Raw genomic sequence first — 24,462 nt, 5'->3', positions numbered from 1 at the left:
TCATTGGTTGGCCAGGGCGTGGAGGAATTCATAACGGGGCGCCAGCCCGTTTTGCCAGGCCTCGAACTGCTCATAAACCGCCTCGAGCATGTTGCCGGTCAGACGCAGGCTGGTTTCCATCACAGTGGCTATCGCATCCCAGTCCTCCTGACGCTTGCAGGTGCGCTGCAGCATCAGTTTGATTTCGTTGAAGTGCTCGATATCAATGTCGGAATGTGCAATGAAGAATGTAAGTTGAGCGGGTTTTAGCGACAGTGTTTCACTCAGGCTATCGATGAGCGGAGTAATGAACTGGTAGGCATTTTCTGCCCAATAACTATAACCAAGCCGTTGTAACGGGTTACCGGTAAAGGAGATCCAATATAAATAAGCGATCAGCACATCAGTGGCCGGAAGTGCAGGCGGAATATCAAACACTTCATTCTTCAAACCAAGACTCATGACATCGTGCAGTGCCATTTTTTCATGGCCGACTTCTTGTGCCGCATGTTCAAAACAGAACTTGGCATACACCGGATTATCCGCATGTCGGACACCGACCAATCCTTGATTTCGCGCATTGTGCGCCGTGTAGTGAAAAGTCTGAATCATATAGATCGCGTACAAGGCTTTGGAAACGCTGCCCTCACGGATGGCTTTCACCAGCCGCGAACTTTCCAGAATATCGGTCCATGACTTTTCGATTCGCTCATCGAGCAGGCTTAATTGTTGTTCAAAACTGAGAGGCGTATTCATCAACGGGGGTCTCCAATGGGTTGGCGAGCAGGTGGGCAGACTGTTGAAGTGCTGTGAGGATTTGCTGCCATTGAGCCGAGAGCAGCCAGTAATCGCCGCGTTGGCGCTGTTCGATGCGAAGGGCGTCGGTGGTGATGGGCGTCAGGCCGAAGCGCTGGAACAGTCGCCGCTGCGGTGATCGGCACAGCGCGGTAACGCCCTCATAACCCCGCGTGACCGCCCATTCCGTGGCAGCCGCCAGCAGGCTGTTGATCGACAGGGGGAACTGAGTTTGCGAGTGACTGATCAAGCGACTGAACTCGACATGGCGCGACAGCGTCGTGGCGGGAGACAGTTGCTGCTGCGCCAGTGAGGCCCATTCGAACGGCGCAGGGGTCACTCTCAATACGGCCGTGGGCCTGTCGTGCTGATACAACAGAAAGTGGGTACTGCGCGAAATAATCGCCAGGCGTGTTTCAAGTGACCTGGCTCTGGGTGTCAACATGTAGTGTTGCAATCGCAATCGAAAATGACGGGAAACAAACCGTTCAAACTCTCGTGTGTCTGATCCTGCTTCAAGAATAACGATGCGATAGTTTTCATGACGCCTTTTAAAGGTCGTCTGAATCTCCTGCAGATAATCCGTTAATTGCGAATTCCTGATATCCATTTCTTCTCCGCAGCCGTTAACTTTTCGAAGTTTTCTGAGCGCATTGAAATAATGAATGGTTTTAGAAAAATCGCCACTGTGTGGCTTCTGAGAATAACGTCGGAAAAATTACAACAATTGAATACTTAAAGATTCATCTGACGTAGAAAGGAGAAATTCAAAGCAAAAACCGGGCTGTAACTTCAGCCATATGAAGGAAAAATCGTAGGCGCGCGTAGTACTCCTCGCCATGGAAGCCGAGGAGTACTCACAGAATCAACCAAGGGTGATATCAGGCCGGGCGCACGATCTTGCCGGTGGCCAGATCCCGAATCAGACTCGGATTCTTGCGACCGCCAAGCGCTCCGCCAAGCACCAGATCGACCTGACCACGGAAATACTGCTCGACCCGCAAGCGCGTGCGCGCTGCCGGCCGCCCCTGCGGATTGGCCGACGTCGAAATCAACGGCCCTACCAGCGAGCACAGATCCCGCACCTGCGGATGATCGCTGACCCGCAGCGCCACGGTGTCATGCACCCCGGTCACCCACTCCGGCAACAGGTTCTGATGCGGCACCAGCCAGGTGTTCGGGCCCGGCCAGGTGCTGGCCATGCGGTCGATCCAGTCCTGCGGGAAATCCTCGAACAGAAAATCGAACTGACGAATGTTGTCGGCGACGAGGATCAAGCCCTTGTCCACCGAACGGTTCTTGATCGCCAGCAGGCGATCCACCGCTTCTTCATTCCAAGGATCGCACCCCAGCCCCCAGACGGCTTCGGTTGGATAGGCAATCACCGCCCCGGCGCGAACCTCTCGTGCGGCTTGTTGCACACGCCAACTGTTGACCATGAAAAACTCTCCGCAAACAGGTTTCGCGCAGTTTACCGATCTTCAATGTAAAACCTAGCTTACGCGCGCAAACCAGCGGCCGTTTTCGCACACGGCGCGGCCATCCATCTCCAGTTCGGTCAATGCCGCCAGCACTTTGGGCAACGCCCAGCCACTGCTGTCGGCCAGACCCTCGCTGGTGTGCGGTGCGGCGTGCAACAGATCCAGTAGAGGATGATCGGGATCCGGCGCCGAGGCGGACAGCGGCAACTGCTGCCAGCCGCGCAGGGCTTCGAGAATATGCTCGATGGTTTCCACCAACACGGCTCCGTCACGTATCAGTTGATGACAGCCCCGAGCGCCGGGGTGATGGATCGAACCCGGAATGGCGTACACCTCGCGCCCCTGTTCCGCCGCCAGCCGTGCGGTGATCAAGGAACCGCTGGCGACACTGGCCTCGACCACCAGCACGCCGAGGGACAAGCCGCTGATGATGCGGTTGCGTCTCGGGAAGTTGCTCGCCGTCGGCCCGGTGTCCAGAGGAAATTCCGAAAGCACCGCACTGCCAGACGCAATCATCGCGTCCGCCAGCCGACGGTTGCGCTGTGGATAAAAGTTTTCCAGGCCGGTACCGAGCACGCCGACCGTTTGCCCACCGACATCCACAGCGGCTTGATGCGCAGCCGCATCGATGCCCAGCGCCAGGCCACTGGTGATGACAAATCCGGCCCCCGCGAGACTGCGGGAAAACGCAGCGGCAGTGTCCATGCCCGGGCGGGAAGCGCGGCGACTGCCGACCATCGCCAGTTGCGGCTTTTCCAGAATCTGCGGGTCGCCAGCGACGAACAGCAGGGGCGGAGGGTCAGGAATCTGCGCCAGCAAGGCCGGGTAATTCGCTTGGTCCCACATCAGTAAATGTTGATCCGGACGCTCTAGCCAGCGCAATGCGTGGCTGGCGCCGTCGCGAACTTCAGGACAGCGTCGGGCCTCGGCGCAAGACGCCGGCAAACCCAGCGAGCGCCAGGCGCTGGCCGGCGCGCCGATCGCCTTCGAGGCAGAGCCGAAGGCTTCGAGCAATTTGGTGAAACGCTTGGGACCGATTTCCGGCAAGCGGTGCAGGCGCAGGCGCGCTTCCAGTTCTGCCGGCGAAACCGACGGGGAGACAGGCATCATCATGGATCATCCTTGATCGTTATAAGGCCCGAACCTTTCGGAACAAGCTGTGGATAACTCTGTTGGTAACTTGTGAAGCCAGCTAAGGATTTCGCACCTTGTCCAGCACCGCCAGCGAGCGCGATGCGTTCAGCACGAGGCCGTAACTGAGTTTGTCGTAGGTGCGGAACACCATCAGCAATCCGGCACGTTCATCCGGGATTTTCAGCGGCTGGCCGGTGATCCGGTCGCGCACGGTTTCCCCGGTTTTCATCACCACCAGCACGTTGCCTTCGGCCAGACCGTCGCGTTTGCCTTTGTTCAGGGTCACCACGTCCATCGCGCCGATCTGCGTGACGCCGCGCGGCACATCGATGATCAGGCCGTTGATGTCGGTGGAGGGCGCGCTGGGCATGAAGGTCGAGTTGATCGAACGCTCTTCGCCGCTGAACAAGCGGTCGCCGAGGCGCACTTCCTGGGTCGTGCGTTGCAGGGCGAGGGTGGCGACGTCGCCTTCGGTGGCGACGATCTCACCACCGCCGATGTCGTCGGCGTTGATCCCCAGAAACTCCTTGCTCTGCGGATCGGTGTAGACCTTGCCCTGGCGGAAGATGCCGTAGACCGGCTGGTTCGGATCGAAATGGCCACGGGCGAAGATCCGGTCACCGGTGCCGCTGAGCACCCGTTCGGCATCGCCGGCGACGATGTACGGCGCCTTGTCGAAGTCCTCGACCTTGTCGACGATGCGGTTGCTCAGCAGAAAGCTGTTGATCGATTTGAGCGGAATGCTCGGAATCGCATCGGCCACCGGACTGGTGCGGATGCGCGGCGACAGCTTGATGGTGCCGCGTGACTCGCCGCGATTGACGGTCAGGCGCGGCTGGCCGTTGACGTAACTGAGCGTCAGCGTGTCGCCCGGATAGATCAGGTTGGGGTTTTCGATCTGCGGATTGGCCCGCCACAACTGCGGCCACTGCCAGGGTTCGCGCAAATATTTACCGGAGATGTCCCAGAGCGTATCCCCCGAAACCACCGTGTATTGCTGTGGAAAACCTTCCTTGAGTTGCACTTGCCCGTGCGCGGTACTGGCCGAGGCCAGAAACAGCAGGGCGAGTAGTGATTTCCTCATGCGGTGAATCCCTTTATTATGTGCGTTCGCGTGAAACGCCAGAGCCCCCGTGGCTCGCTCCCTGCTCTATGCTGAAAATCAAGGAGCTACGTTTCACAACGGTAGCCTGCATCTTCGGACCCGCCAGGCCATCGCCCGACTTTACCTCACACGTGCAGCAATCAAGCTTATGGCCATTTTGAACATCCTCGAATTTCCGGACCCGCGTCTGCGCACTATCGCCAAACCTGTGGCTGTAGTGGACGACGAAGTGCGTCAGCTGGTCGATGACATGTTTGAAACAATGTATGAAGCGCCGGGCATCGGCCTTGCCGCGACCCAGGTCAACGTGCACAAACGTATCGTCGTGATGGACCTTTCCGAAGACCGCACCGAACCGCGGGTGTTCATCAACCCCGAGTTCGAATCGCTGACCGACGAAATGGAGCAATACCAGGAAGGTTGCCTCTCGGTGCCGGGTTTCTACGAAAACGTTGACCGCCCGCAGAAGGTCAAAATCAAGGCTCTGGACCGTGATGGCAAGCCTTACGAACTGATCGCCGAAGGCCTGCTCGCAGTATGCATCCAGCATGAATGCGACCACCTCAACGGCAAGTTGTTCGTCGATTACCTGTCCACGCTCAAACGCGACCGGATCAAGAAGAAACTGGAAAAGCAGCACCGCCAGAACGCTTGATGCCCCTCTCCAAAGGCTTGCTGCGGCAAGCCTTTTTCTTTTTATGAGACTCCCCCATGACTGAGCCACTGCGCATCGTTTTTGCCGGCACCCCGGAATTCGCCGCCGAACACCTCAAGGCCCTGCTGGACAGCCCTTATGAGATCGTTGCGGTCTACACCCAACCGGATCGTCCGGCCGGTCGTGGGCAAAAACTGATGCCGAGCCCGGTCAAACAGCTCGCCCTGGAAAACAATATCCAGGTGTTGCAGCCGCCGACCCTGCGCAACCCTGACGCTCAAGCCGAGCTCGCGGCGCTCAAGCCTGACTTGATGGTGGTGGTCGCCTACGGCCTGATCCTGCCGCAAGCGGTGCTGGATATTCCGCGCCTGGGCTGCATCAACAGCCACGCCTCGCTGCTGCCACGCTGGCGCGGAGCGGCGCCGATCCAGCGCGCCGTGGAAGCGGGCGACGCCGAGAGCGGCGTGACCGTCATGCGCATGGAAGCAGGCCTCGATACCGGGCCGATGCTGCTCAAAGTCGTGACCCCGATCAGCGCCGAAGACACCGGCGGCAGCCTCCACGATCGCCTCGCTGAAATGGGCCCGCCAGCCGTCGTGCAGGCGATTGCCGGTCTGGCCGCTGGCACCCTGGAAGGCGAAGTGCAGAACGACGAGCTCGCCACCTACGCGCACAAACTGAACAAGGACGAAGCACGCCTCGACTGGAGCCGCCCGGCCGTTGAGCTGGAACGTCTGGTCCGCGCCTTCAATCCATGGCCGATCACCCACAGCACGCTCAACGGCGAAGCGCTGAAAGTGCTGGCGGCGACACTGGCCGAAGGCAAAGGCGCACCGGGCACCATCCTCGGCGCCAGCAAGGACGGTCTGCTCGTCGCTTGCGGCGAACAGGCGCTGTGCCTGACCCGCCTGCAATTGCCCGGCGGCAAGGCGCTGAACTTCAGCGATCTGTTCAACAGCCGTCGTGAGAAATTCGCCACCGGCACCGTGCTGGGCGCAGCGGTGGACGCGCAATGAACCCGCGTCTGGCCGCCGCCAAGGCACTCGCCGCTGTCTTGAGCGGCAAGGCTTCGCTCAACAGCTCCCTGCCGACGCAACTGGACAAGGTCGAAGATCGCGATCGCGGTTTCACCCAGGACCTGGCGTTCGGCACCGCCCGTTGGCAGCCACGCTTGTCGGCGCTTGCGGAGAAACTGCTGCAGAAACCGTTCAAGGCGGCGGACGCCGATGTCGAGGCGCTGCTGCTGGTGGGTCTCTATCAACTGCTCTACACCCGCGTCCCGCCACACGCCGCCATCGGCGAAACCGTCGGTTGCGCCGACAAGCTGAAAAAGCCGTGGGCCAAAGGTTTGCTCAACGCCGTACTGCGCAATGCGCAGCGCGAACATGAGGCGATCTTCGCCGAACTGGAACGCGATCCGGTGGTGCGCACCGCTCACCCGCGCTGGCTGCAAAAATCCCTCAAGGCCTTCTGGCCCGAGCAATGGGAAGCGATCTGCGAAGCCAACAACGCGCATCCGCCGATGATCCTGCGGGTCAATCGCCGTCATCACAGCCGCGATGCCTACCTGAGTCTGCTGACTGAAGCGGGTATCGCCGCACAGCCATGCACCTTCAGCCGCGACGGCATCATCCTCGACACTGCCGCCGATGTGCGCAGCCTGCCGGGTTTCGCCGAAGGCTGGATCAGTGTGCAGGACGAAGCCGCGCAACTGGCCGCCGACCTGCTCGACCTCGCGCCGGGCCAGCGAGTGCTGGACGCCTGCTGCGCGCCGGGCGGCAAGACATGCCACATCCTCGAAGCCGAACCGGCACTGGTCGGCGTGGTAGCAGTGGATCTGGAAGCCAAGCGGCTGGTGCGAGTGAAGGAAAACCTCGAACGCCTCGGCTTGAGCGCCGAACTGATTGCCGCCGACGGTCGCGACACGGCAGCGTGGTGGGACGGCAAACCGTTCCAGCGCATCCTGCTCGACGCGCCATGCTCGGCCACCGGAGTGATCCGCCGCCATCCGGACATCAAGCTGACCCGTCAGGCCGACGACATCGCCGCCCTCGCGCAACTGCAAGGCGAGTTGCTCGACGCGATGTGGAAAACCCTCGAAGTGGGCGGCATCCTGCTCTACGCCACCTGCTCGACCTTGCCGACCGAAAACACCGAAGTCATCGCTGCGTTCCTTGAGCGTACGCCGGGCGCGCGGGAGCTCGATCTGGCCACCGCCGCCGGGATCAAGCAGCCCCATGGTCGCCAATTGCTGGCCCAGCAGGGCGGGCACGACGGGTTCTACTACGCCAAGCTGATCAAGATCGCTGCCGCGCGCAGCTAAACGGATTCAATGGAGTGACTGGATGAAAATCATCATCCTCGGTGCGGGACAGGTCGGCGGTTCGCTGGCTGAACATCTGGCCAGCGAGGCCAATGACATCACGGTGGTCGACACTGACGGCGACCGTCTGCGCGACCTTGGCGATCGCCTCGACATCCGCACCGTGCAGGGCCGAGGCTCGCTGCCGAACATTCTGCGTCAGGCCGGTGCCGACGACGCCGACATGCTGGTCGCGGTGACCAACAGCGACGAAACCAACATGGTTGCCTGCCAGGTCGCTCACACCCTGTTCCACACCCCGACCAAGATTGCCCGGGTGCGCGAAGCGTCTTATCTGACCCGCGAGGAGCAGCTGTTCCAGAACGAGGCGATTCCGGTCGACGTGCTGATCAGTCCCGAGCAGGTCGTCACCAACTACATCAAGCGTCTGATCCAGCACCCCGGCGCCCTGCAGGTGATCGATTTCGCCGAAGGCCAGGCGCAACTGGTCGCGGTGCGCGCCTACTACGGCGGGCCGCTGGTAGGCCAGCAGCTGCGCCAGTTGCGCGAACACATGCCGAATGTGGAAACACGGGTGGCCGCGATTTTCCGCCGCGATCGACCGATTCTTCCCCAGGGCGACACGGTGATCGAGGCCGACGACGAAGTCTTCTTCATTGCCGCCCGTGCGAACATTCGCGCGGTGATGAGCGAAATGCGCCGGCTCGACGAAAGCTACAAGCGTATCGTCATCGCCGGTGGCGGGCAGATCGGCGAACGGCTGGCCGAGGCCATCGAAAGCCGCTATCAGGTGAAGATCATCGAGATGAATCCGGCGCGCTGTCGTTATCTCTCCGACACCCTCGACAGCACCGTGGTGTTGCAGGGCAGCGCGTCGGATCGCGACCTGCTGCTGGAAGAGAACATCGCCGACGCCGACATCTTTCTCGCCCTGACCAACGATGACGAAGCCAACATCATGTCGTCGCTGCTGGCCAAGCGCCTGGGCGCGAAGAAGGTGATGACGATCATCAACAACCCGGCCTACGTGGACCTGATCCAGGGCGGTGACATCGACATCGCCATCAGCCCGCAACTGGCAACCATCGGCACCTTGCTGGCGCATGTGCGGCGCGGCGATATCGTCAGCGTGCACTCATTGCGCCGTGGCGCGGCGGAAGCCATCGAAGCGGTGGCCCACGGAGATTCGAAGTCGAGCAAGGTCATCGGCAAGACCATCGACAACATTGCGCTGCCGCCGGGAACTACCATTGGCGCGATCATCCGCGATGAAGAAGTGATCATCGCCCATGGCGACACGGTGATTGCCGCCGGCGACCATGTGATTCTGTTCCTTGTGGATAAAAAGCATATTCGCGATGTGGAGAAGCTGTTCCACGTGGGCCTGAGTTTCTTCTGATCGACCTAGAGGCGAGACCGATGATCGAATCCCTGGAAAAAATGCTCGCCAAGGGTGTGGATAACTCGCTGCTGCGCTTCGGCTTGGGCAAGGGTTATCTGGATCTGGGAGAGAACGCGAAGGCGGCCGAGCATTTCCAGCATTGCGTCGGCTTTGATCCGAAGTATTCGGCGGCTTGGAAGCTGTTGGGCAAGGCGCAACTGGAGCTGGGTGATCTGGCGGCTGCTCGCCAGGCGTGGGAGCAGGGGCTGGAAGCGGCGCGGGCCCATGGCGACAAGCAGGCCGAAAAGGAAATGACGGTGTTTCTGAAGAAGCTGGATCGGCGGAAGCCATGACGGCTGTGGATAACCCGTTTGTTCAGGTTATCCACAAACGCCCATCGCCGATCAGTACCAGCGCGCCTCGCCCGGCGGACGCTTCTTGAAGCGTTTCATGCTCCACATGTACTGGCTCGGATAAGCCGCCACATAACGCTCGACCACCTGACTCATCGCCGCGCAGGACGTTTCGGTGTCGGTGCTGTACATCGCTTCCGGCGCCGCCTCAAGGATCACCTTGTAGCCGGAACCGTCCGGCAGGCGCAGGGCATGCAGGAACACGCCGACAGCTTTGCCACCGGCGAGCATGTTCGGCACGAACTTGCTGGTCAGGGCCTGTGTGGCGAAGAACGGCACGAAGATCCCGGCGGATTCCGCCGGTTCCGGATCCGCAGGAATCCCCACCTGACCGCCCTTGCGCACTTCCTTGATGACACTGAGGATGCCTTCCTTGGTCGACGCCGCCACGCGGTTGCCCAATTGCACCCGCTGCTTGCGCAGCAATTCATCCACAGCCTTGAGCTTTGGTGGCCGGTAGAAAATGATCGGTTTGCACTGGCTGCAATAGAAGTGGTTGAGCACTTCCCAGTTGCCCAGGTGACTGGTGATGCCGACCACGCCCTTGCCCGAGGCCAGCGCTTCTTTCAGCACCTCGAGGCCTTCGACTTCGCGCACCAGGTCGATGGAGCGCTGGGCCGGCCAGATCCAGGCGCAGGCGCTTTCGGTCAGGGACTTGCCGATGTCCTTGAGGCTCTGGCCGACCAGACGCTCGCGTTCGGCCGGGTCCATCTGGGGAAAACATTTGGCCAGGTTGATCCGCACCACATCGCGGGAACGGTTGGGGGTTTTCCACATGATCCAGCCGATCGCCGAACCCACGGCCTGCACGGCCCGCCAAGGCAGCAGGGCAAACAGCCGCAGAGCGCCAACCAGCATGGCGCCTTTAAACTTTTCCACAGGTCACTCCTGATCTTGTGCGGTGCGCGAGGCGGCCATTCTAACCGCCGTTGACGAGCTGCGCGTAGCGGTCGCAGTCCTGAGTGTGATCCATGACCATGCCCGAGGCCTGCATCAGCGCGTAGCAGATGGTCGGGCCGACGAAGGTGAAACCGGCCTTTTTCAGGCCTTTGCTCATGGCCACTGCCTGCGGGGTGATGGCCGGGACTTCGCTGCGATCCTTGAAATGATTGATCACCGGGCGGTTATCCACAAACGACCAGAGAAACGCCACCGGATCTTCCAGCGCCAGCCAGGCCTGGGCGTTGCGCCGGGCGGCATTGAGTTTGAGACGGTTGCGGATGATCCCCGGATCGAGCATCAATTCGTCGATTTCCGCGTCGCTCATCTGCGCCACACGCTGTACGTCGAAGCCGAACAGCACCTCGCGATATCGCTCGCGCTTGCGCAGCACGGTGATCCACGACAGCCCGGCCTGGAACCCTTCGAGCAAAAGCAACTCGAACAAACCCTGCGCATCGCGTAGCGGCGTACCCCACTCCTGATCGTGGTAAGCCATGTACAGCGGATCTTCGTTGCACCAAAAGCAGCGTGGCATAAGGCTCCAGGGGGTGGAGGTGCGACTGAATCGGGTATACTCCCGCTCTTTAAATCGCAGCCCAAGAAACAGGTGAATTTCGTGAGCCAGCCTACGCCAGCCGTGCGTACCTTCCAAGACTTGATCCTCGCGCTCCAGCAGTACTGGGCCGAGCAAGGTTGTGTGGTACTTCAGCCCTACGATATGGAAGTAGGCGCCGGCACTTTCCACACCGCGACATTCCTGCGCGCCATCGGCCCGGAAACCTGGAACGCCGCTTACGTGCAGCCAAGCCGCCGTCCGACTGACGGCCGTTACGGCGAAAACCCGAACCGTCTGCAGCACTACTACCAGTTCCAGGTGGTCCTGAAGCCGAACCCGGACAACTTCCAGGAACTGTACCTGGGCTCCCTCAAGCATGTCGGCCTGGACCCGCTGGTCCACGACATCCGCTTCGTCGAAGACAACTGGGAATCGCCGACCCTCGGCGCCTGGGGTCTGGGCTGGGAAGTCTGGCTGAACGGCATGGAAGTGACTCAGTTCACCTACTTCCAGCAAGCGGGCGGCATCGAGTGCTACCCGGTGACCGGCGAGATCACCTACGGCCTCGAGCGTCTGGCCATGTACCTGCAGGGCGTGGATTCGGTCTACGACCTGGTCTGGGCTGACGGTCCGTTCGGCAAAGTGACCTACGGCGACGTGTTCCACCAGAACGAGGTGGAGCAGTCCACCTACAACTTCGAACACGCCAACGTCGACAAGCTGTTCGAACTGTTCGACTTCTATGAAAGCGAAGCCAAGCGCCTGATCGAACTCGACCAGCCGCTGCCGTTGCCAAGTTACGAAATGGTCCTGAAGGCCTCGCACACCTTCAACCTGCTGGATGCGCGCCGGGCGATCTCGGTGACCGCGCGTCAGCAATACATTCTGCGCGTTCGCACCCTGGCGCGTTCCGTCGCCCAAGCCTACCTGCTGGCCCGCGCCAAGCTGGGCTTCCCGATGGCAACCCCGGACCTGCGTGACGAAGTACTGGCCAAGCTGGAGGCTGCACAATGAGTGCTCAAGATTTTCTGGTTGAACTGGGCACCGAAGAACTGCCACCCAAAGCCCTGAACACCCTGGCCGAAGCGTTCCTGGCCGGTATCGACAAGGGCCTGCAGGCTGCCGGCCTGAATTACGAGACCAAAACCGTTTACGCCGCGCCGCGTCGCCTGGCTGTGCTGATCACTGCGCTGGCCACCCAGCAGCCGGACCGCAGCATCAACCTCGACGGCCCGCCGCGTCAGGCCGCGTTCGATGCCGACGGCAACCCGACTCAAGCGGCACTGGGCTTTGCCAAGAAGTGCGGCGTCGAGCTGAGCGAAATCGACCAGAGCGGTCCGAAACTGCGCTACAGCCAGAACATCGCCGGCAAGCCGACTGCAAGTCTGCTGCCGACCATCGTCGAAGACTCGCTGAACGACCTGCCGATCCCGAAACGCATGCGTTGGGGGGCGCGCAAGGAAGAGTTCGTGCGTCCGACCCAGTGGCTGGTGATGCTGCTCGGCGATCAGGTCATCGACTGCACGATCCTCGCGCAGAAGGCTGGCCGTGAATCCCGTGGCCACCGTTTCCACCACCCGCAAAGCGTGCGCATCGGTTCGCCGGCGAGCTACCTGGCCGACCTGCGTGCCGCCTACGTACTGGCCGACGCCAACGAGCGTCGCGAAATCATCAGCAAACGCACCGAAGAGCTGGCGACCCGTCAGGAAGGCACCGCGATCGTGCCTCCTGCGTTGCTCGACGAAGTGACCGCGCTGGTCGAGTGGCCGGTGCCGCTGGTTTGCTCGTTCGAGGAGCGTTTCCTCGACGTGCCGCAGGAAGCGCTGATCACCACCATGCAGGACAACCAGAAGTACTTCTGCCTGCTCGATGCCGACGGCAAGTTGCTGCCACGTTTCATCACCGTGGCCAACATCGAATCCAAAGACCCGCAGCAGATCATCGCCGGTAACGAGAAGGTGGTTCGCCCACGCCTCACCGACGCCGAGTTCTTCTTCAAGCAGGACAAGAAGCAGAAGCTCGAAGCGTTCAACGATCGCCTGCAGAACGTGGTGTTCCAGGAAAAACTCGGCAGCGTCTACGACAAGGCCGAGCGTGTCTCGAAACTGGCGGCGTACATCGCCGCACGCATCGGCGGCAACGCTTCGTGGGCTGCCCGTGCTGGCCTGCTGTCGAAGTGCGACCTGGCGACCGAAATGGTCGGCGAGTTCCCGGAGATGCAAGGTGTCGCCGGCTACTACTACGCCCTCAATGACGGCGAGCCGGAAGACGTCGCCCTGGCGCTGAACGAGCAGTACATGCCGCGCGGTGCCGGCGCTGAACTGCCTGCCACCCTGACCGGTGCGGCCGTGGCCATCGCCGACAAGCTCGACACCCTGGTCGGCATCTTCGGCATCGGCATGCTGCCGACCGGCAGCAAAGACCCGTATGCCCTGCGCCGTGCGGCACTGGGCGTGCTGCGGATCCTGATCGAGAAACAACTGGATCTGGACCTGAACGACGCCGTGGCATTCGCCGTGAATGCCTTCGGTGCCAAGGTCAAGGCTGCCGGCCTGAACGACGCGGTGCTGGAATTCATCTTCGACCGTCTGCGTGCGCGTTACGAAGACGAAGGCGTGGATGTCGCCACCTACCTGTCGGTGCGTGCCCTGAAGCCGGGTTCGGCGCTGGACTTCGACCAGCGTGTGCAAGCGGTTCAGGCCTTCCGCAAACTGCCGGAAGCGGCAGCACTGGCGGCGGTGAACAAGCGCGTATCGAACCTGTTGAGCAAGGTGGAAGGCTCGGTGCCGACCGAAGTCCAGGCCAAATACTTCGACAATGCCAACGAGTTCTCGCTGTACTCGGCGATCCAGCAAGCGGACCAGGCTGTACAGCCAATGGCTGCGGCGCGTCAGTACAACGAATCGCTGGCACGCCTGGCTGCACTGCGCGAGCCGGTGGACGCGTTCTTCGACGCGGTGATGGTCAATGCCGACGACGCCAATGTGCGGGCCAACCGTTACGCGCTGCTGGCGCGTCTGCGGGGCCTGTTCCTGGGCGTTGCCGACATTTCGCTGCTGGGTTGAGGGATTGCTGTTGAAACTGCTGATTCTCGATCGGGACGGAGTGATCAATTACGACTCCGATGCTTACATCAAGTCGGTGGAGGAGTGGATTCCGCTCCCCGGCTCGATCGAAGCGATTGCGCAGTTGAGCAAGGCCGGCTGGACGGTGGCGGTCGCCACCAACCAGTCGGGCATTGCTCGCGGCTACTACGACCTCGCCACCCTCGATGCCATGCACGCGCGCCTGCGCGAACTGGTGGCGGAGCAGGGCGGTGAAGTCGGGCTGATCGTGTATTGCCCGCATGGGCCGGATGAGGGTTGCGATTGTCGCAAGCCGAAACCGGGGATGTTGAAAACCATCGCACAGCATTACAACGTCGCGCTGACGAATGTCTGGTTCGTCGGCGACAGCCTTGGTGACCTGGAGGCCGCCAAAGCCGTCGATTCACAGCCCGTTTTGGTAAAGACCGGGAAAGGCGAAAAGACTCAGGCCAAGACCTTGCCGGTGGGCACCCTGATTTTTGACGATCTCGCGGCGATTGCCGCAGAACTTATCCACAACTAGAGTGCTTCTGAAGTTCCTGACCAGGGATTGATCGGGAGTGCGCTTGAACAGTCGGGCATTGCCCGTAACGGTAAACGTCGCCATGTCGATACTGCAGGCCATCAGAATCTTCCTCTTTTACCTGCTGCTGGGTACCACCGCTCTGCTGTGGTGCAGCCTGAGCTTTTTTATCGCGCCCTTTCTGCCGTTCAAGGCGCGCTATCGTTTCATCAACGTGTACTGGTGCCGTTGCGCCTTGTGGTTGACCAAGGTGTTCCTCGGTATCCGTTACGAAGTCAAAGGCGCGGAAAACGTGCCTGACCGGCCCTGCGTGATTCAATCGAACCACCAGAGCACCTGGGAGACGTTCTTTCTCTCCGCTTATTTCTCGCCCTTGAGCCAAGTGCTCAAGCGCGAACTGCTGTACGTGCCGTTCTTCGGCTGGGCCATGGCCATGCTGCGACCGATCGCGATTGACCGCGACAACCCGAAAGCCGCCCTCAAGCAGGTGGCGGCGAAAGGTGACGAGCTGCTCAAGGACGATGTCTGGGTGCTGATTTTCCCTGAAGGTACTCGCGTTCCCCATGGCACCATCGGCAAGTTCTCCCGCAGTGGCAGCGCATTGGCGGTGAATGCGGCGCTTCCGGTACTGCCGATTGCACACAATGCCGGCAAGTTCTGGCCGAAAATCGGTTGGGGTAAAAAGCAGGGTGTGATCACCGTGGTCATCGGTGAGCCGATGTACGCCGAGGGCAGTGGCCCGCGCGCCATCGCCGATCTGAATGACCGGGTGCAGGCGTGGAACGAGAAAACGCAACGAGAAATGGGCTCGCTGCCTCCGGCCCCTCAGGCACCGGCTGCGAACGATCAGATCGCTGTCTGAGATTTGTGGATAACCTGTGTACGGTGTGTTCGCAAAATCCCGAATTATCGAATTAACTTACTGATTTACTTATATATTTCCGAAGCTGATAAAACACCGTAAAAGGTGCATAAGTTTTTTTCGGAAGTAAGGAAACCGGCTGATATAGCCGGTTTTTTTATGCCTGCTCTTCAGCGATCAGTGGCAGTTCCAGACGGAACGTCGTGCCTTGATCGACCACACTCAGGCATTCGATCCGACCGCCGTGGTGATCGACCACGGCTTTGACCATCGACAGCCCAAGCCCCACGCCATCGATACCCTGCGCAGAGGAAAACCGCCGGTACTGGCTGAACAGGTCAGGCAGTTCTTCTGCAGCGATGCCTTTGCCTTGATCGGACAGCTCACAACGCAGCCAGTCGTTGTCGCAACTGACACGCAGATTCACTGTGGATCCGGCCGGGCTGTACTTGATCGCATTTTCCAGCAGGTTGAACAGTGCGCGGGTCAACAAGCCTTGATCGGCCAGAATCAGACGCTCCTGTGATTGTTCGTCCATGTCGCTCAAGAGCTCGATGCGTTTTTGCTGAGCGATGGGCAACGCCTGATCCAGAACGTCCATGACCAGCATCCCGAACAGGCTCGGTTGAAACTGATACGCCTCGGATTCGGCCCGGGCCAGCAGAACGAAGCCATCGGTGAGCTCCAGCGCCCGACGTACCTGGCGTTCAATCTGTTCGAACAGCGGCGAATCCGTTCCCGCCTGATGCCGGTGCACATCGAGCAGGGCGAGAATCGCCGAATGGGGCGCGCGCAGGTCATGGGACAGGAAGCGCAGCAACACACCGCGCTGTTCCTCGGCGGCGCGTTCGGCGCTGAGGTCAGTGAGGCTCAGCAGCCAACCGATCGGCAGGTCGCCATCAACCGGTAACAATGCGGCGCGTTCCAGGCGCAGGCTACGTTCCTTGTGGTCACGAAACTCCAGCAGAGGCAGCTCGGAGAGCGGCGGGCGCGACTCTGTGGACAACTCCGGATAGCCCAGACTCGCCAGTTGATCGAGAACATCCTCGCCCACCAGATTGTGATCGAACAGGCTGCGGGCCTTGCGGTTGCCCAACAAGACTTGACCCCGTGGATCGCTGATCAGGGTCGCGACCGGCAGATACTCCAGCCCGTCGGCAATGAATCGGCGGGTATCACGGGTACGGCTCATGGCTTGCTCAAGCGCCATGATCTGCCCCTGCAAGCGGTCGGCGCTGGGAAACTGCGCCCGACGCCGTTCGGGAAAGACTTTCGGTTCACTGTCCAGCCGCGCCAGCTCCCAGCCGAAGTAGGTCAGCACCACACTCAGGCGTCGCCAGTTCCAGATCAGATAGCCGAACAGCATGCCCAGCACCGCAGGCGTGGGTGACCACCAACGCCGCATTTCAGCCAGGCCTGCACTGGTCAGTAGCACACAGGCCATCCCGCCCAATGTCAGCCAGAGTGCCAGGCGCGGGCGCCACAGCAGCAACCCAAGTACGCACGCGACCAAGGCAACTGAAAGTCCCGCGCCCATCAACGGCGCCGGATCATCCAAATTGATCTGCGCACGCCAGGAAAGCAGTGCAGTCAGCGGCAACAGCACTAGACTTATCCACACCCACTCGCGCACCAGTTGCCGGAACAAACGCTGAACCTGGCTGGGTACGCGGCTTTCGTGTCGGCGGTGGTTATTCATGGGGAACAGGGCAGGGCGGGTTGAATGGTTTCATAGGCGGCCGGTCTGAGGACGTAGACCCGAAGAATCATAGCGGCTCACCCCACGGCGTGCCGCTTACTTTCACTGCATGGAGTGAGCCGATCCGGTCGGCACCCATTGCCCGAGCGACAAGGAACCACCGCGTATGCGCGTTGCGATACTGGACGATGAACCCGCCGAACTGCGCCGGGTCGAGCAGACCCTGCAACAAATGGCCGAGGCCGGAGGACAGCCCTGGTCACTGCACAGCTTCGAAAGCGGTGAAGACCTGCTGCGACAGTTGCGCCGGGAAACCTTCGACCTGCTGATCCTCGACTGGCAATTGCCCGACCTCACCGGCCTGGCGCTGCTGCGCTGGACCCGCGAACACATGGAAGCCCCGCCAGCCGCCATCATGCTCACCAGCCGCGATGGTGAGAGCGATATCGTCCAGGCCCTGAATGCGGGTGCCGACGATTATGTCAGCAAGCCGTTTCGGCCCAATGAACTGAAGGCGCGCGTGGCGGCGGTATTGCGCCGGCACAGCCTGCAACGAAGCGCACCGACCGAGGTTCTGCGTTTCAACGACCTGGTGTTCGACGACGCCGAACTGACCGTCACCCGCGATGGAAAACCGATCGTCATGACCGAGCGCGAGTATCGTCTCGCTCATTGCCTGTTCAGCAACCTCGGCCGACCGCTTTCACGGGATTACCTTTACGAACGATTCTGGCCCCACGAAGAAATGTCCACGTCGCGACCGCTGGACACGCATATCTATCGCCTGCGCAACAAGCTCGGGTTGACGGCGGATCGGGGTTGGCAGTTGTTGACGATTTATGGGTATGGGTATCGGTTGGAGAGTGTGGCGGCAGGGGAGTGAATCGCAGGCAATAAAAAAAGGCCAACGCTGGTGCGTTGGCCTTTTCGTTGGTGCTGACCGGGATCAGAAGTCCAGGTTGGACACCGCCAGGGCATTGCTCTCGATGAAGTCACGGCGAGGTTCGACCGCATCACCCATCAGGGTGTTGAAGATCTGGTCTGCGCCAATGGCGTCTTCGATAGTGACTTTCAGCATGCGGCGCACGCTTGGGTCCATGGTGGTTTCCCACAGCTGATCCGGGTTCATTTCACCCAGACCTTTGTATCGCTGGATGGTGTGGCGCTTGGTGCTTTCGGCCATCAGCCAGTCCAGGGCTTCCTTGAACTCGGTGACCGCTTTCTTGCGCTCGCCGCGCTGGATGTACGCGCCTTCGTCGAGCAGGGTGCTCAGTTGAGCGCCGAGGGTGACGACGGTCTTGTAGTCGTTGCTGCCGAAGAAATCGCGGTTGAAGGTGACGTAGTTCGACAGGCCGTGGGAGATCAGTTCGACCTCTGGCAGCCACACGCCACGCTCGCGGTCTTCACGCAGGCTGGCCTTGTAGACCAGGCCCGACTTCTCGACGGTGCGCAGACGGACTTCGTACTGGGCCAGCCAGTCCTGCATCTTTGCGTGATCGCCGAGCATTTCCAGGCTGACGGCCGGCAGGTAGATGAAGTGCTCGGTCAGCTCCTGCGGGTACAGGCGCGACAGACGCTTGAGGGTCTTCATCACCATGCGGAAGTCATTCACCAGACGTTCCAGCGCTTCACCGGAAATGCCCGGGGCGTCTTCGTTCAGGTGCAGGCTCGCATCTTCCAGGGCCGACTGCGTCATGTACTCTTCCATGGCGTCGTCGTCTTTGATGTATTGCTCTTGCTTGCCTTTCTTGACTTTGTACAGCGGCGGCTGGGCGATGTAGATGTAGCCGCGCTCGATCAGCTCAGGCAACTGACGGAAGAAGAAGGTCAGCAGCAGGGTACGGATGTGCGAACCGTCGACGTCAGCATCGGTCATGATGATGATGTTGTGATAGCGCAGCTTGTCGATGTTGTACTCTTCGCGACCGATGCCGCAGCCCAGCGCGGTGATCAGGGTGCCCACTTCCTGGGACGAGATCATCTTGTCGAAACGGGCTTTCTCGACGTTGAGGATCTTGCCCTTCAGCGGCAGGATGGCCTGAGTCTTGCGGTTACGTCCCTGCTTGGCAGAGCCGCCCGCGGAGTCACCTTCCACGAGGTACAGTTCGGACAGCGCCGGGTCTTTTTCCTGGCAGTCAGCGAGCTTGCCCGGCAGGCCGGCGATGTCCAGCGCGCCTTTGCGGCGGGTCATCTCACGAGCCTTGCGCGCGGCTTCACGGGCACGGGCAGCGTCGATCATCTTGCCGACGACCAGTTTGGCTTCGTTCGGGTTTTCCAGCAGGAAGTCGGAGAAGTACTTGCCCATTTCCTGTTCAACCGCGGTCTTCACTTCGGAAGACACCAGCTTGTCTTTGGTCTGGGAGCTGAACTTCGGATCCGGCACCTTCACCGAGATGATCGCGGTCAGGCCTTCACGGGCATCGTCACCGGTGGTGGCGACTTTGTGCTTCTTCGCCAGACCTTCCTGCTCGATGTAGTTGTTCAGGTTACGCGTCAGTGCGGAACGGAAGCCCACCAGGTGGGTGCCGCCGTCGCGCTGTGGAATGTTGTTGGTGAAGCACAACAGGTTCTCGTTGAAGCTGTCGTTCCACTGCAGGGCGATTTCCACGCCGATGCCGTCTTCACGCTGGATGTTGAAGTGGAACACCTGGTTGACCGCAGTCTTGTTGGTGTTCAGGTATTCAACGAACGCACGCAGGCCGCCTTCGTATTTGAACAGCTCTTCCTTGCCGCTGCGTTCGTCCTTGAGGACGATGCCGACACCGGAGTTGAGGAAGGACAGTTCACGAATGCGCTTGGCCAGGATGTCCCAGCTGAAGTGAATGTTCTTGAAGGTTTCGCTGGAAGCCTTGAAGTGGATCTGGGTACCGGTGGTTTCGCTGTCGCCAACGATCGCCATTGGCGCCTGAGGTACGCCGTGGACGTAGGTCTGTTCCCAGATCTTGCCGCTGCGGCGAACGGTCAGGACCAGCTCTTCGGACAGCGCGTTCACAACCGAAACACCTACACCGTGCAAACCGCCGGATACCTTGTAGGAGTTGTCGTCGAACTTACCACCGGCGTGGAGGACGGTCATGATGACCTCGGCGGCGGAAACGCCTTCCTCTTTGTGCACGTCTACCGGGATGCCACGGCCGTTGTCTTTAACGGTGATGGACTCATCCGGGTGGATGATGATGCTGATGTCGTCGCAGTGGCCGGCGAGGGCTTCGTCGATCGAGTTGTCGACCACCTCGAACACCATGTGGTGCAGACCGCTGCCATCGTCGGTGTCACCAATGTACATACCGGGACGTTTGCGCACGGCATCCAGGCCTTTCAGCACTTTAATGCTCGATGAGTCGTACGTATTTTCTTCGCTCAATGCCTTCACTCCCGATGGTCGTGGGTCTGGGTGATACGGCCCTGTTCCACGTGGAACAGAGCGACTGGCGTTTCCGTCTGCCAGCCTTCCCTCAATAATTCGTGATCTACACAGGTGATAAAAACCTGGCAGCGTAAGTCTTCCAGCAAGCGGCACAGCGCGCGACGGTGGCTCTCGTCCAGCTCGGACGGCAAGTCATCCACCAGATAAATACACTGGCCGCGTCGGGCCTGGCTCACCAGATGCCCCTGGGCAATCCGCAACGCACAGACCACTAACTTCTGCTGACCCCGGGACAAGATGTCCGCGGCGTTGTGTGCGCCCAATCTAAGACGCAAGTCAGCCCGTTGTGGCCCGGCCTGGGTGTGACCCATCTGCTGGTCCCGTTGCACGGATCCGGCGAGTACAGCGCTCAATTCCCGGTCTTTGTCCCAGCCTCGGTAATAGCTGAGCGTCAAACCTTCGAGCTCAACCAGTTCGCTCAAGGTTTGTTCAAAGACTGGTTTCAAGGCTTTGATGTAAGCGCGGCGGTATTCATCGATTTCAGCGCTGGCCTGACACAGTTCCCTGTCCCAAACCGCTTGCGAAACGGCGTCAAGTGTACCATGCCGCAGCCAGGAGTTTCTCTGGCGCAAGGCCTTCTGCAAACGCTGCCAAGTGGCCATGAACCGCGGTTCAACGTGGAACACGCCCCAGTCGAGAAACTGCCGGCGAATCTTCGGCGCACCTTCCAGCAGGCGGAAGCTGTCGGGGTTGATCAACTGCAGCGGCAGGATCTCCGCCAGTTGAGCGGCGCTACGGGCATTCTGGCCGTCAATGCGAATCTGGAACTCGCCCTGACGGTCGCGAGATATCCCCAATGCGCTGTGGCCCCCCTCAGCGAGTTCGACTTGGCCGAATACAGTGCAGGCGAGTTGCTCATACTGGATGACCGGCAACAGCCGCGTGCTACGAAACGAACGGGCAAGCCCCAGCAGGTGAATGGCTTCCAGAACACTGGTTTTGCCGCTGCCGTTGGCGCCGTAAAGAATGTTGATTCGGGGGGAGGGGGATAAGGTCACCGGGTGCAGATTGCGCACCGCGGTGACCGAAACGCGACTTAGCGACATCCAGAGTCAGCTGATTACAGACGCATCGGCATGACAACGTAAGCCGAATCGTCGTTGTCGGACTCTTGCACCAGCGCACTGCTGTTGGAGTCGGACAGGATCAGACGAACCTGCTCGGTGGTCATCACGCCCAGCACGTCGAGCAGATAGCTGACGTTGAAGCCGATTTCCAGGGAGCCGCCGTTGTATTCCACGCCCACTTCTTCTTCCGCTTCTTCCTGCTCCGGGTTGTTGGCCTGGATCTTCAACTGACCGCTGGCCAGTTGCAGACGGATACCGCGGTACTTCTCGTTGGACAGAATCGCGGTACGGCTGAACGCTTCACGCAGCGCCTGACGATCGCCCAGTACCAACTTGTCGCCGCCTTTCGGCAGAACACGCTCGTAGTCCGGGAACTTGCCGTCGACCAGCTTCGAGGTGAAGGTGAATTCGCCGGTGGTCGCGCGGATGTGGTGCTGGCCCAGCACGATGCTGACATTGCCATCCGGCTCGGTGAGCAGACGTGCCAGTTCGAGAATACCTTTACGCGGCACAATCACCTGATGGCGATCCTGCTGACCGATGTCGGCTTGCATCGAGCACATGGCCAGACGGTGACCGTCGGTGGCCACGGCACGGATCACACCGGTCGACACTTCCAGCAACATACCGTTGAGGTAATAACGCACGTCCTGCTGGGCCATGGCGAAACTGGTGCGTTCGATCAGGCGACGCAACTTGCTCTGTTCCAGGCTGGTGGTCAGCGAACCCGGGCCTTCTTCCACAGTCGGGAAGTCGTTGGCCGGCAGGGTCGACAGGGTGAAACGGCTACGGCCGGCTTTCACCACCAGCTTCTGCTCGTCGACCTTGATGTCGATCAGCGCATCGTTCGGCAGGCTCTTGCAGATGTCCATCAGCTTGCGCGCTGGCACGGTGATGGAACCGGTTTCAGCCGGCTCCTCGAGTTGCACGCGACCGACCAGCTCGACTTCCAGGTCGGTACCGGTCAGCGACAGTTGCTGGCCATCGACAACCAGCAGCACGTTGGACAGTACCGGCAAGGTCTGTCGGCGCTCGACGACGCCTGCGACCAGTTGCAGGGGTTTCAACAGGGCTTCGCGTTGAATGGTGAAATGCATGGTCTAGTCCCTTGCCTTAATAAGCTGCGCTGGTGTTCATCAAGTGGTCAGTGTACGCAGCAGGTTCTTGTAGTCCTCGCGGATGTCCGCGTCGGATTCCTTAAGTTCGTTGATCTTGCGGCAGGCGTGCAACACGGTCGTGTGGTCGCGACCGCCAAACACATCGCCGATTTCCGGCAGGCTGTGGTTGGTCAGTTCCTTGGACAATGCCATGGCCACCTGCCGCGGACGAGCGACCGAACGCGAGCGGCGTTTGGACAGCAAGTCGGAGATCTTGATCTTGTAGTACTCGGCGACGGTGCGCTGAATGTTATCCACAGAGACCAGTTTGTCCTGCAGCGCCAACAGGTCTTTCAGGGATTCGCGAATCAACTCGATGGTGATGTCGCGGCCCATGAAGTGCGAGTGGGCGATCACGCGTTTCAGCGCGCCTTCCAGCTCACGGACGTTGGAGCGAATGCGCTGGGCAATGAAGAACGCCGCATCGTGTGGCAACTCGACTTTGGCCTGGTCGGCCTTCTTCATCAAGATCGCTACGCGGGTTTCCAGCTCCGGCGGCTCGACGGCAACCGTCAGGCCCCAGCCGAAGCGGGATTTAAGGCGCTCTTCAAGGCCTTCGATTTCTTTCGGGTAGCGGTCACTGGTGAGAATGACCTGCTGGCCACCTTCAAGCAGGGCGTTGAAAGTGTGGAAAAACTCTTCCTGGGAACGTTCCTTGCGGGCGAAGAACTGAATGTCGTCGATCAGCAGGGCGTCCACCGAACGGTAGAAACGCTTGAACTCGTTGATCGCGTTCAGCTGCAGCGCCTTGACCATGTCGGCCACGAAACGCTCGGAATGCAGGTACACGACCTTGGCATTCGGGTTCTTCTTTAATAGATGGTTGCCCACCGCGTGCATCAAGTGCGTCTTACCCAGACCCACGCCCCCATAAAGGAAGAGCGGGTTGTAGCCGTGCTTCGGGTTGTCTGCCACCTGCCAGGCCGCCGCACGGGCGAGCTGGTTGGATTTACCTTCGACGAAGTTTTCAAAGGTGAAGGTGCGATTCAGATAGCTGGTGTGTTTGAGCGCGCCTTCGACCTGCACAGTGCGCTGTTCGGCACGAACCGGGGCCTGTTGCGAAGCGGCACCGGCCATCGGATCGAAGCTGTCACGGGACGGCTCTTCACTGATTTCTTCGGTTTTCTGTGTCGAGCGCTTGGTCGGTGCAGGCGTTGGAGCTGGCGCTGGAACGCTGGCCGGCGCGGCATTGGCGTGAGCCTGAGACACTTGCGCAGCAGCCAATGGCGCATTCGGTGCGGCACGCGGCGCTGAACTGCGTTTGCTGCCTATTAACAAGGAGAGCGACGGTGCCAGACCGTTGCCATGCTCATCCAGCAGTTCAAGGACGCGCCCCAGGTACTTTTCGTTGACCCAGTCCAGAACAAAACGGTTCGGTGCGTAGACGCGCAACTCGTCGCCTTCGGCTTCGACCTGTAGTGGACGGATCCAGGTGTTGAATTGTTGGGCAGGCAGCTCTTCGCGCAAAAGCTCCACGCACTGCTGCCAAAGTTCCACTGACACGGATATCCCCTAAGTTGAAAGCCGGTGAGGCAAAAACAAGCGGCCATTGTAGCGGCCAGTCGTCCACTTATCCACATGCAGGTTGCCCGGTGGACATGATTTATCAATGCGTTAAACGAGAAAAAGGCGACCGACGGTGTGTGCATAAGCTCTGTGGATAACCCTATCTGAGCACACTGGACAACTGGGGGCGAAACTCGGTGGATAACCAGCCTGTGGATAACAACCCATTCCACACACAGGTTATCCGACAGCGCAGCACAGGCTGAACACGGTTTTCCACTGTAGTTGTCATTCTCTGTACATCGCTTGAAACAAGGCCTCGAGCCAGTTATCCACAGAAAGTGGGGTTCCTAGCTTTTACAAGCTTTACA

The 24,462-nt window shown here is 60.2% G+C and carries 22 protein-coding genes; 10 read left to right on the top strand and 12 right to left on the bottom strand.

Annotated features, from left to right (window positions below; all coding sequences use genetic code 11):
• From CAG25_RS02430 to CAG25_RS02410, 5 genes are all read right to left on the bottom strand, one after another.
• Positions 1-735: an iron-containing redox enzyme family protein gene (locus CAG25_RS02430; RefSeq protein ID WP_085612494.1), complete on the bottom strand. Its 735-nt coding sequence runs from the start codon at positions 733-735 to the stop codon at positions 1-3.
• Positions 713-1,384: a hypothetical protein gene (locus CAG25_RS02425; protein ID WP_085612493.1), complete on the bottom strand. Its 672-nt coding sequence runs from the start codon at positions 1,382-1,384 to the stop codon at positions 713-715. The genes CAG25_RS02430 and CAG25_RS02425 overlap by 23 nt, the downstream gene beginning before the upstream one ends.
• A gap of 271 nt (positions 1,385-1,655) precedes the next feature.
• Positions 1,656-2,213, bottom strand: coding sequence for an L-threonylcarbamoyladenylate synthase (locus CAG25_RS02420; protein ID WP_085612492.1), 558 nt, complete (start codon positions 2,211-2,213; stop codon positions 1,656-1,658).
• Positions 2,214-2,267: 54 nt separating this feature from the next.
• Positions 2,268-3,368 (bottom strand): DNA-processing protein DprA, encoded by a 1,101-nt coding sequence (dprA, locus tag CAG25_RS02415; protein WP_085612491.1) that lies wholly within the window; start codon positions 3,366-3,368, stop codon positions 2,268-2,270.
• A 79-nt stretch (positions 3,369-3,447) separates the two neighbouring features.
• The gene (locus tag CAG25_RS02410) at positions 3,448-4,473 is read right to left on the bottom strand and encodes a LysM peptidoglycan-binding domain-containing protein (RefSeq protein ID WP_064592411.1); all 1,026 of its coding nucleotides are present in this window, start codon (positions 4,471-4,473) and stop codon (positions 3,448-3,450) included.
• Between the two features lie 169 nt (positions 4,474-4,642).
• Here CAG25_RS02410 and def point away from each other — a divergent pair, with 169 nt between their 5' ends.
• The 5 genes from def to CAG25_RS02385 are packed head-to-tail and all read left to right on the top strand — an operon-like array spanning position 4,643 to position 9,206.
• Complete coding sequence (gene def / locus CAG25_RS02405) at positions 4,643-5,149, top strand: peptide deformylase (protein WP_007954104.1); 507 nt, start codon at positions 4,643-4,645, stop codon at positions 5,147-5,149.
• A gap of 56 nt (positions 5,150-5,205) precedes the next feature.
• The gene (fmt, locus tag CAG25_RS02400) at positions 5,206-6,165 is read left to right on the top strand and encodes a methionyl-tRNA formyltransferase (protein ID WP_085612490.1); all 960 of its coding nucleotides are present in this window, start codon (positions 5,206-5,208) and stop codon (positions 6,163-6,165) included.
• Positions 6,162-7,472, top strand: coding sequence for a 16S rRNA (cytosine(967)-C(5))-methyltransferase RsmB (gene rsmB, locus CAG25_RS02395; protein ID WP_085612489.1), 1,311 nt, complete (start codon positions 6,162-6,164; stop codon positions 7,470-7,472). The genes fmt and rsmB overlap by 4 nt, the downstream gene beginning before the upstream one ends.
• A 22-nt stretch (positions 7,473-7,494) precedes the next feature.
• Complete coding sequence (gene trkA, locus CAG25_RS02390) at positions 7,495-8,871, top strand: Trk system potassium transporter TrkA (RefSeq protein ID WP_039764938.1); 1,377 nt, start codon at positions 7,495-7,497, stop codon at positions 8,869-8,871.
• A gap of 20 nt (positions 8,872-8,891) precedes the next feature.
• Complete coding sequence (locus tag CAG25_RS02385) at positions 8,892-9,206, top strand: tetratricopeptide repeat protein (protein ID WP_085612488.1); 315 nt, start codon at positions 8,892-8,894, stop codon at positions 9,204-9,206.
• 51 nt (positions 9,207-9,257) lie between these two features.
• On the opposite strand, the gene CAG25_RS02380 is transcribed toward CAG25_RS02385, so the two are convergent.
• A complete protein-coding gene (locus CAG25_RS02380; RefSeq protein WP_085612487.1) occupies positions 9,258-10,145 on the bottom strand; it encodes a lysophospholipid acyltransferase in 888 nt (295 codons plus the stop codon).
• Between the two features lie 40 nt (positions 10,146-10,185).
• Positions 10,186-10,743 (bottom strand): DNA-3-methyladenine glycosylase I, encoded by a 558-nt coding sequence (gene tag / locus CAG25_RS02375; protein WP_064592405.1) that lies wholly within the window; start codon positions 10,741-10,743, stop codon positions 10,186-10,188.
• Between the two features lie 81 nt (positions 10,744-10,824).
• On the opposite strand from tag, the gene glyQ reads away from it, so the two are divergent.
• The 4 genes from glyQ to CAG25_RS02355 all read left to right on the top strand — a co-directional run bounded on the left by glyQ (position 10,825) and on the right by CAG25_RS02355 (position 15,235).
• Positions 10,825-11,778: a glycine--tRNA ligase subunit alpha gene (glyQ, locus tag CAG25_RS02370; RefSeq protein WP_003187265.1), complete on the top strand. Its 954-nt coding sequence runs from the start codon at positions 10,825-10,827 to the stop codon at positions 11,776-11,778.
• Positions 11,775-13,829: a glycine--tRNA ligase subunit beta gene (glyS, locus tag CAG25_RS02365; protein WP_085612486.1), complete on the top strand. Its 2,055-nt coding sequence runs from the start codon at positions 11,775-11,777 to the stop codon at positions 13,827-13,829. Before glyQ ends, glyS begins: the two co-directional genes overlap by 4 nt.
• A gap of 4 nt (positions 13,830-13,833) precedes the next feature.
• On the top strand, positions 13,834-14,373 hold the full coding sequence (gmhB, locus tag CAG25_RS02360) for a D-glycero-beta-D-manno-heptose 1,7-bisphosphate 7-phosphatase (RefSeq protein WP_164872121.1): 540 nt from the start codon (positions 13,834-13,836) through the stop codon (positions 14,371-14,373).
• Between the two features lie 82 nt (positions 14,374-14,455).
• On the top strand, positions 14,456-15,235 hold the full coding sequence (locus tag CAG25_RS02355; RefSeq protein WP_064592402.1) for a 1-acyl-sn-glycerol-3-phosphate acyltransferase: 780 nt from the start codon (positions 14,456-14,458) through the stop codon (positions 15,233-15,235).
• 157 nt (positions 15,236-15,392) lie between these two features.
• On the opposite strand, the gene CAG25_RS02350 is transcribed toward CAG25_RS02355, so the two are convergent.
• The gene (locus tag CAG25_RS02350; protein ID WP_085612484.1) at positions 15,393-16,934 is read right to left on the bottom strand and encodes a HAMP domain-containing sensor histidine kinase; all 1,542 of its coding nucleotides are present in this window, start codon (positions 16,932-16,934) and stop codon (positions 15,393-15,395) included.
• Positions 16,935-17,100: 166 nt separating this feature from the next.
• Between CAG25_RS02350 and CAG25_RS02345 the strand changes: the two genes are divergently transcribed.
• Positions 17,101-17,817 (top strand): response regulator transcription factor, encoded by a 717-nt coding sequence (locus CAG25_RS02345; protein WP_085612483.1) that lies wholly within the window; start codon positions 17,101-17,103, stop codon positions 17,815-17,817.
• 63 nt (positions 17,818-17,880) lie between these two features.
• Here CAG25_RS02345 and gyrB read toward each other — a convergent pair whose 3' ends face one another.
• Genes gyrB through dnaA form a run of 4 tightly spaced genes read right to left on the bottom strand, consistent with a single transcriptional unit; the run spans position 17,881 to position 24,088 of the window.
• A complete protein-coding gene (gene gyrB / locus CAG25_RS02340; protein WP_011331734.1) occupies positions 17,881-20,298 on the bottom strand; it encodes a DNA topoisomerase (ATP-hydrolyzing) subunit B in 2,418 nt (805 codons plus the stop codon).
• 5 nt (positions 20,299-20,303) lie between these two features.
• On the bottom strand, positions 20,304-21,407 hold the full coding sequence (gene recF, locus CAG25_RS02335) for a DNA replication/repair protein RecF (RefSeq protein WP_085612482.1): 1,104 nt from the start codon (positions 21,405-21,407) through the stop codon (positions 20,304-20,306).
• 14 nt (positions 21,408-21,421) lie between these two features.
• On the bottom strand, positions 21,422-22,525 hold the full coding sequence (gene dnaN, locus CAG25_RS02330; RefSeq protein WP_011331733.1) for a DNA polymerase III subunit beta: 1,104 nt from the start codon (positions 22,523-22,525) through the stop codon (positions 21,422-21,424).
• Between the two features lie 39 nt (positions 22,526-22,564).
• Positions 22,565-24,088, bottom strand: a complete 1,524-nt coding sequence (dnaA, locus tag CAG25_RS02325) for a chromosomal replication initiator protein DnaA (RefSeq protein ID WP_085612481.1) — start codon at positions 24,086-24,088, stop codon at positions 22,565-22,567.
• Between the last annotated feature and the right edge of the window lie 374 nt (positions 24,089-24,462).

This window comes from Pseudomonas sp. B16(2017) (genome assembly GCF_002113205.1).
In the GTDB taxonomy this organism is placed as follows: domain Bacteria; phylum Pseudomonadota; class Gammaproteobacteria; order Pseudomonadales; family Pseudomonadaceae; genus Aquipseudomonas; species Aquipseudomonas pharyngis.
This window is presented reverse-complemented; position numbering and strand designations above follow the sequence as displayed.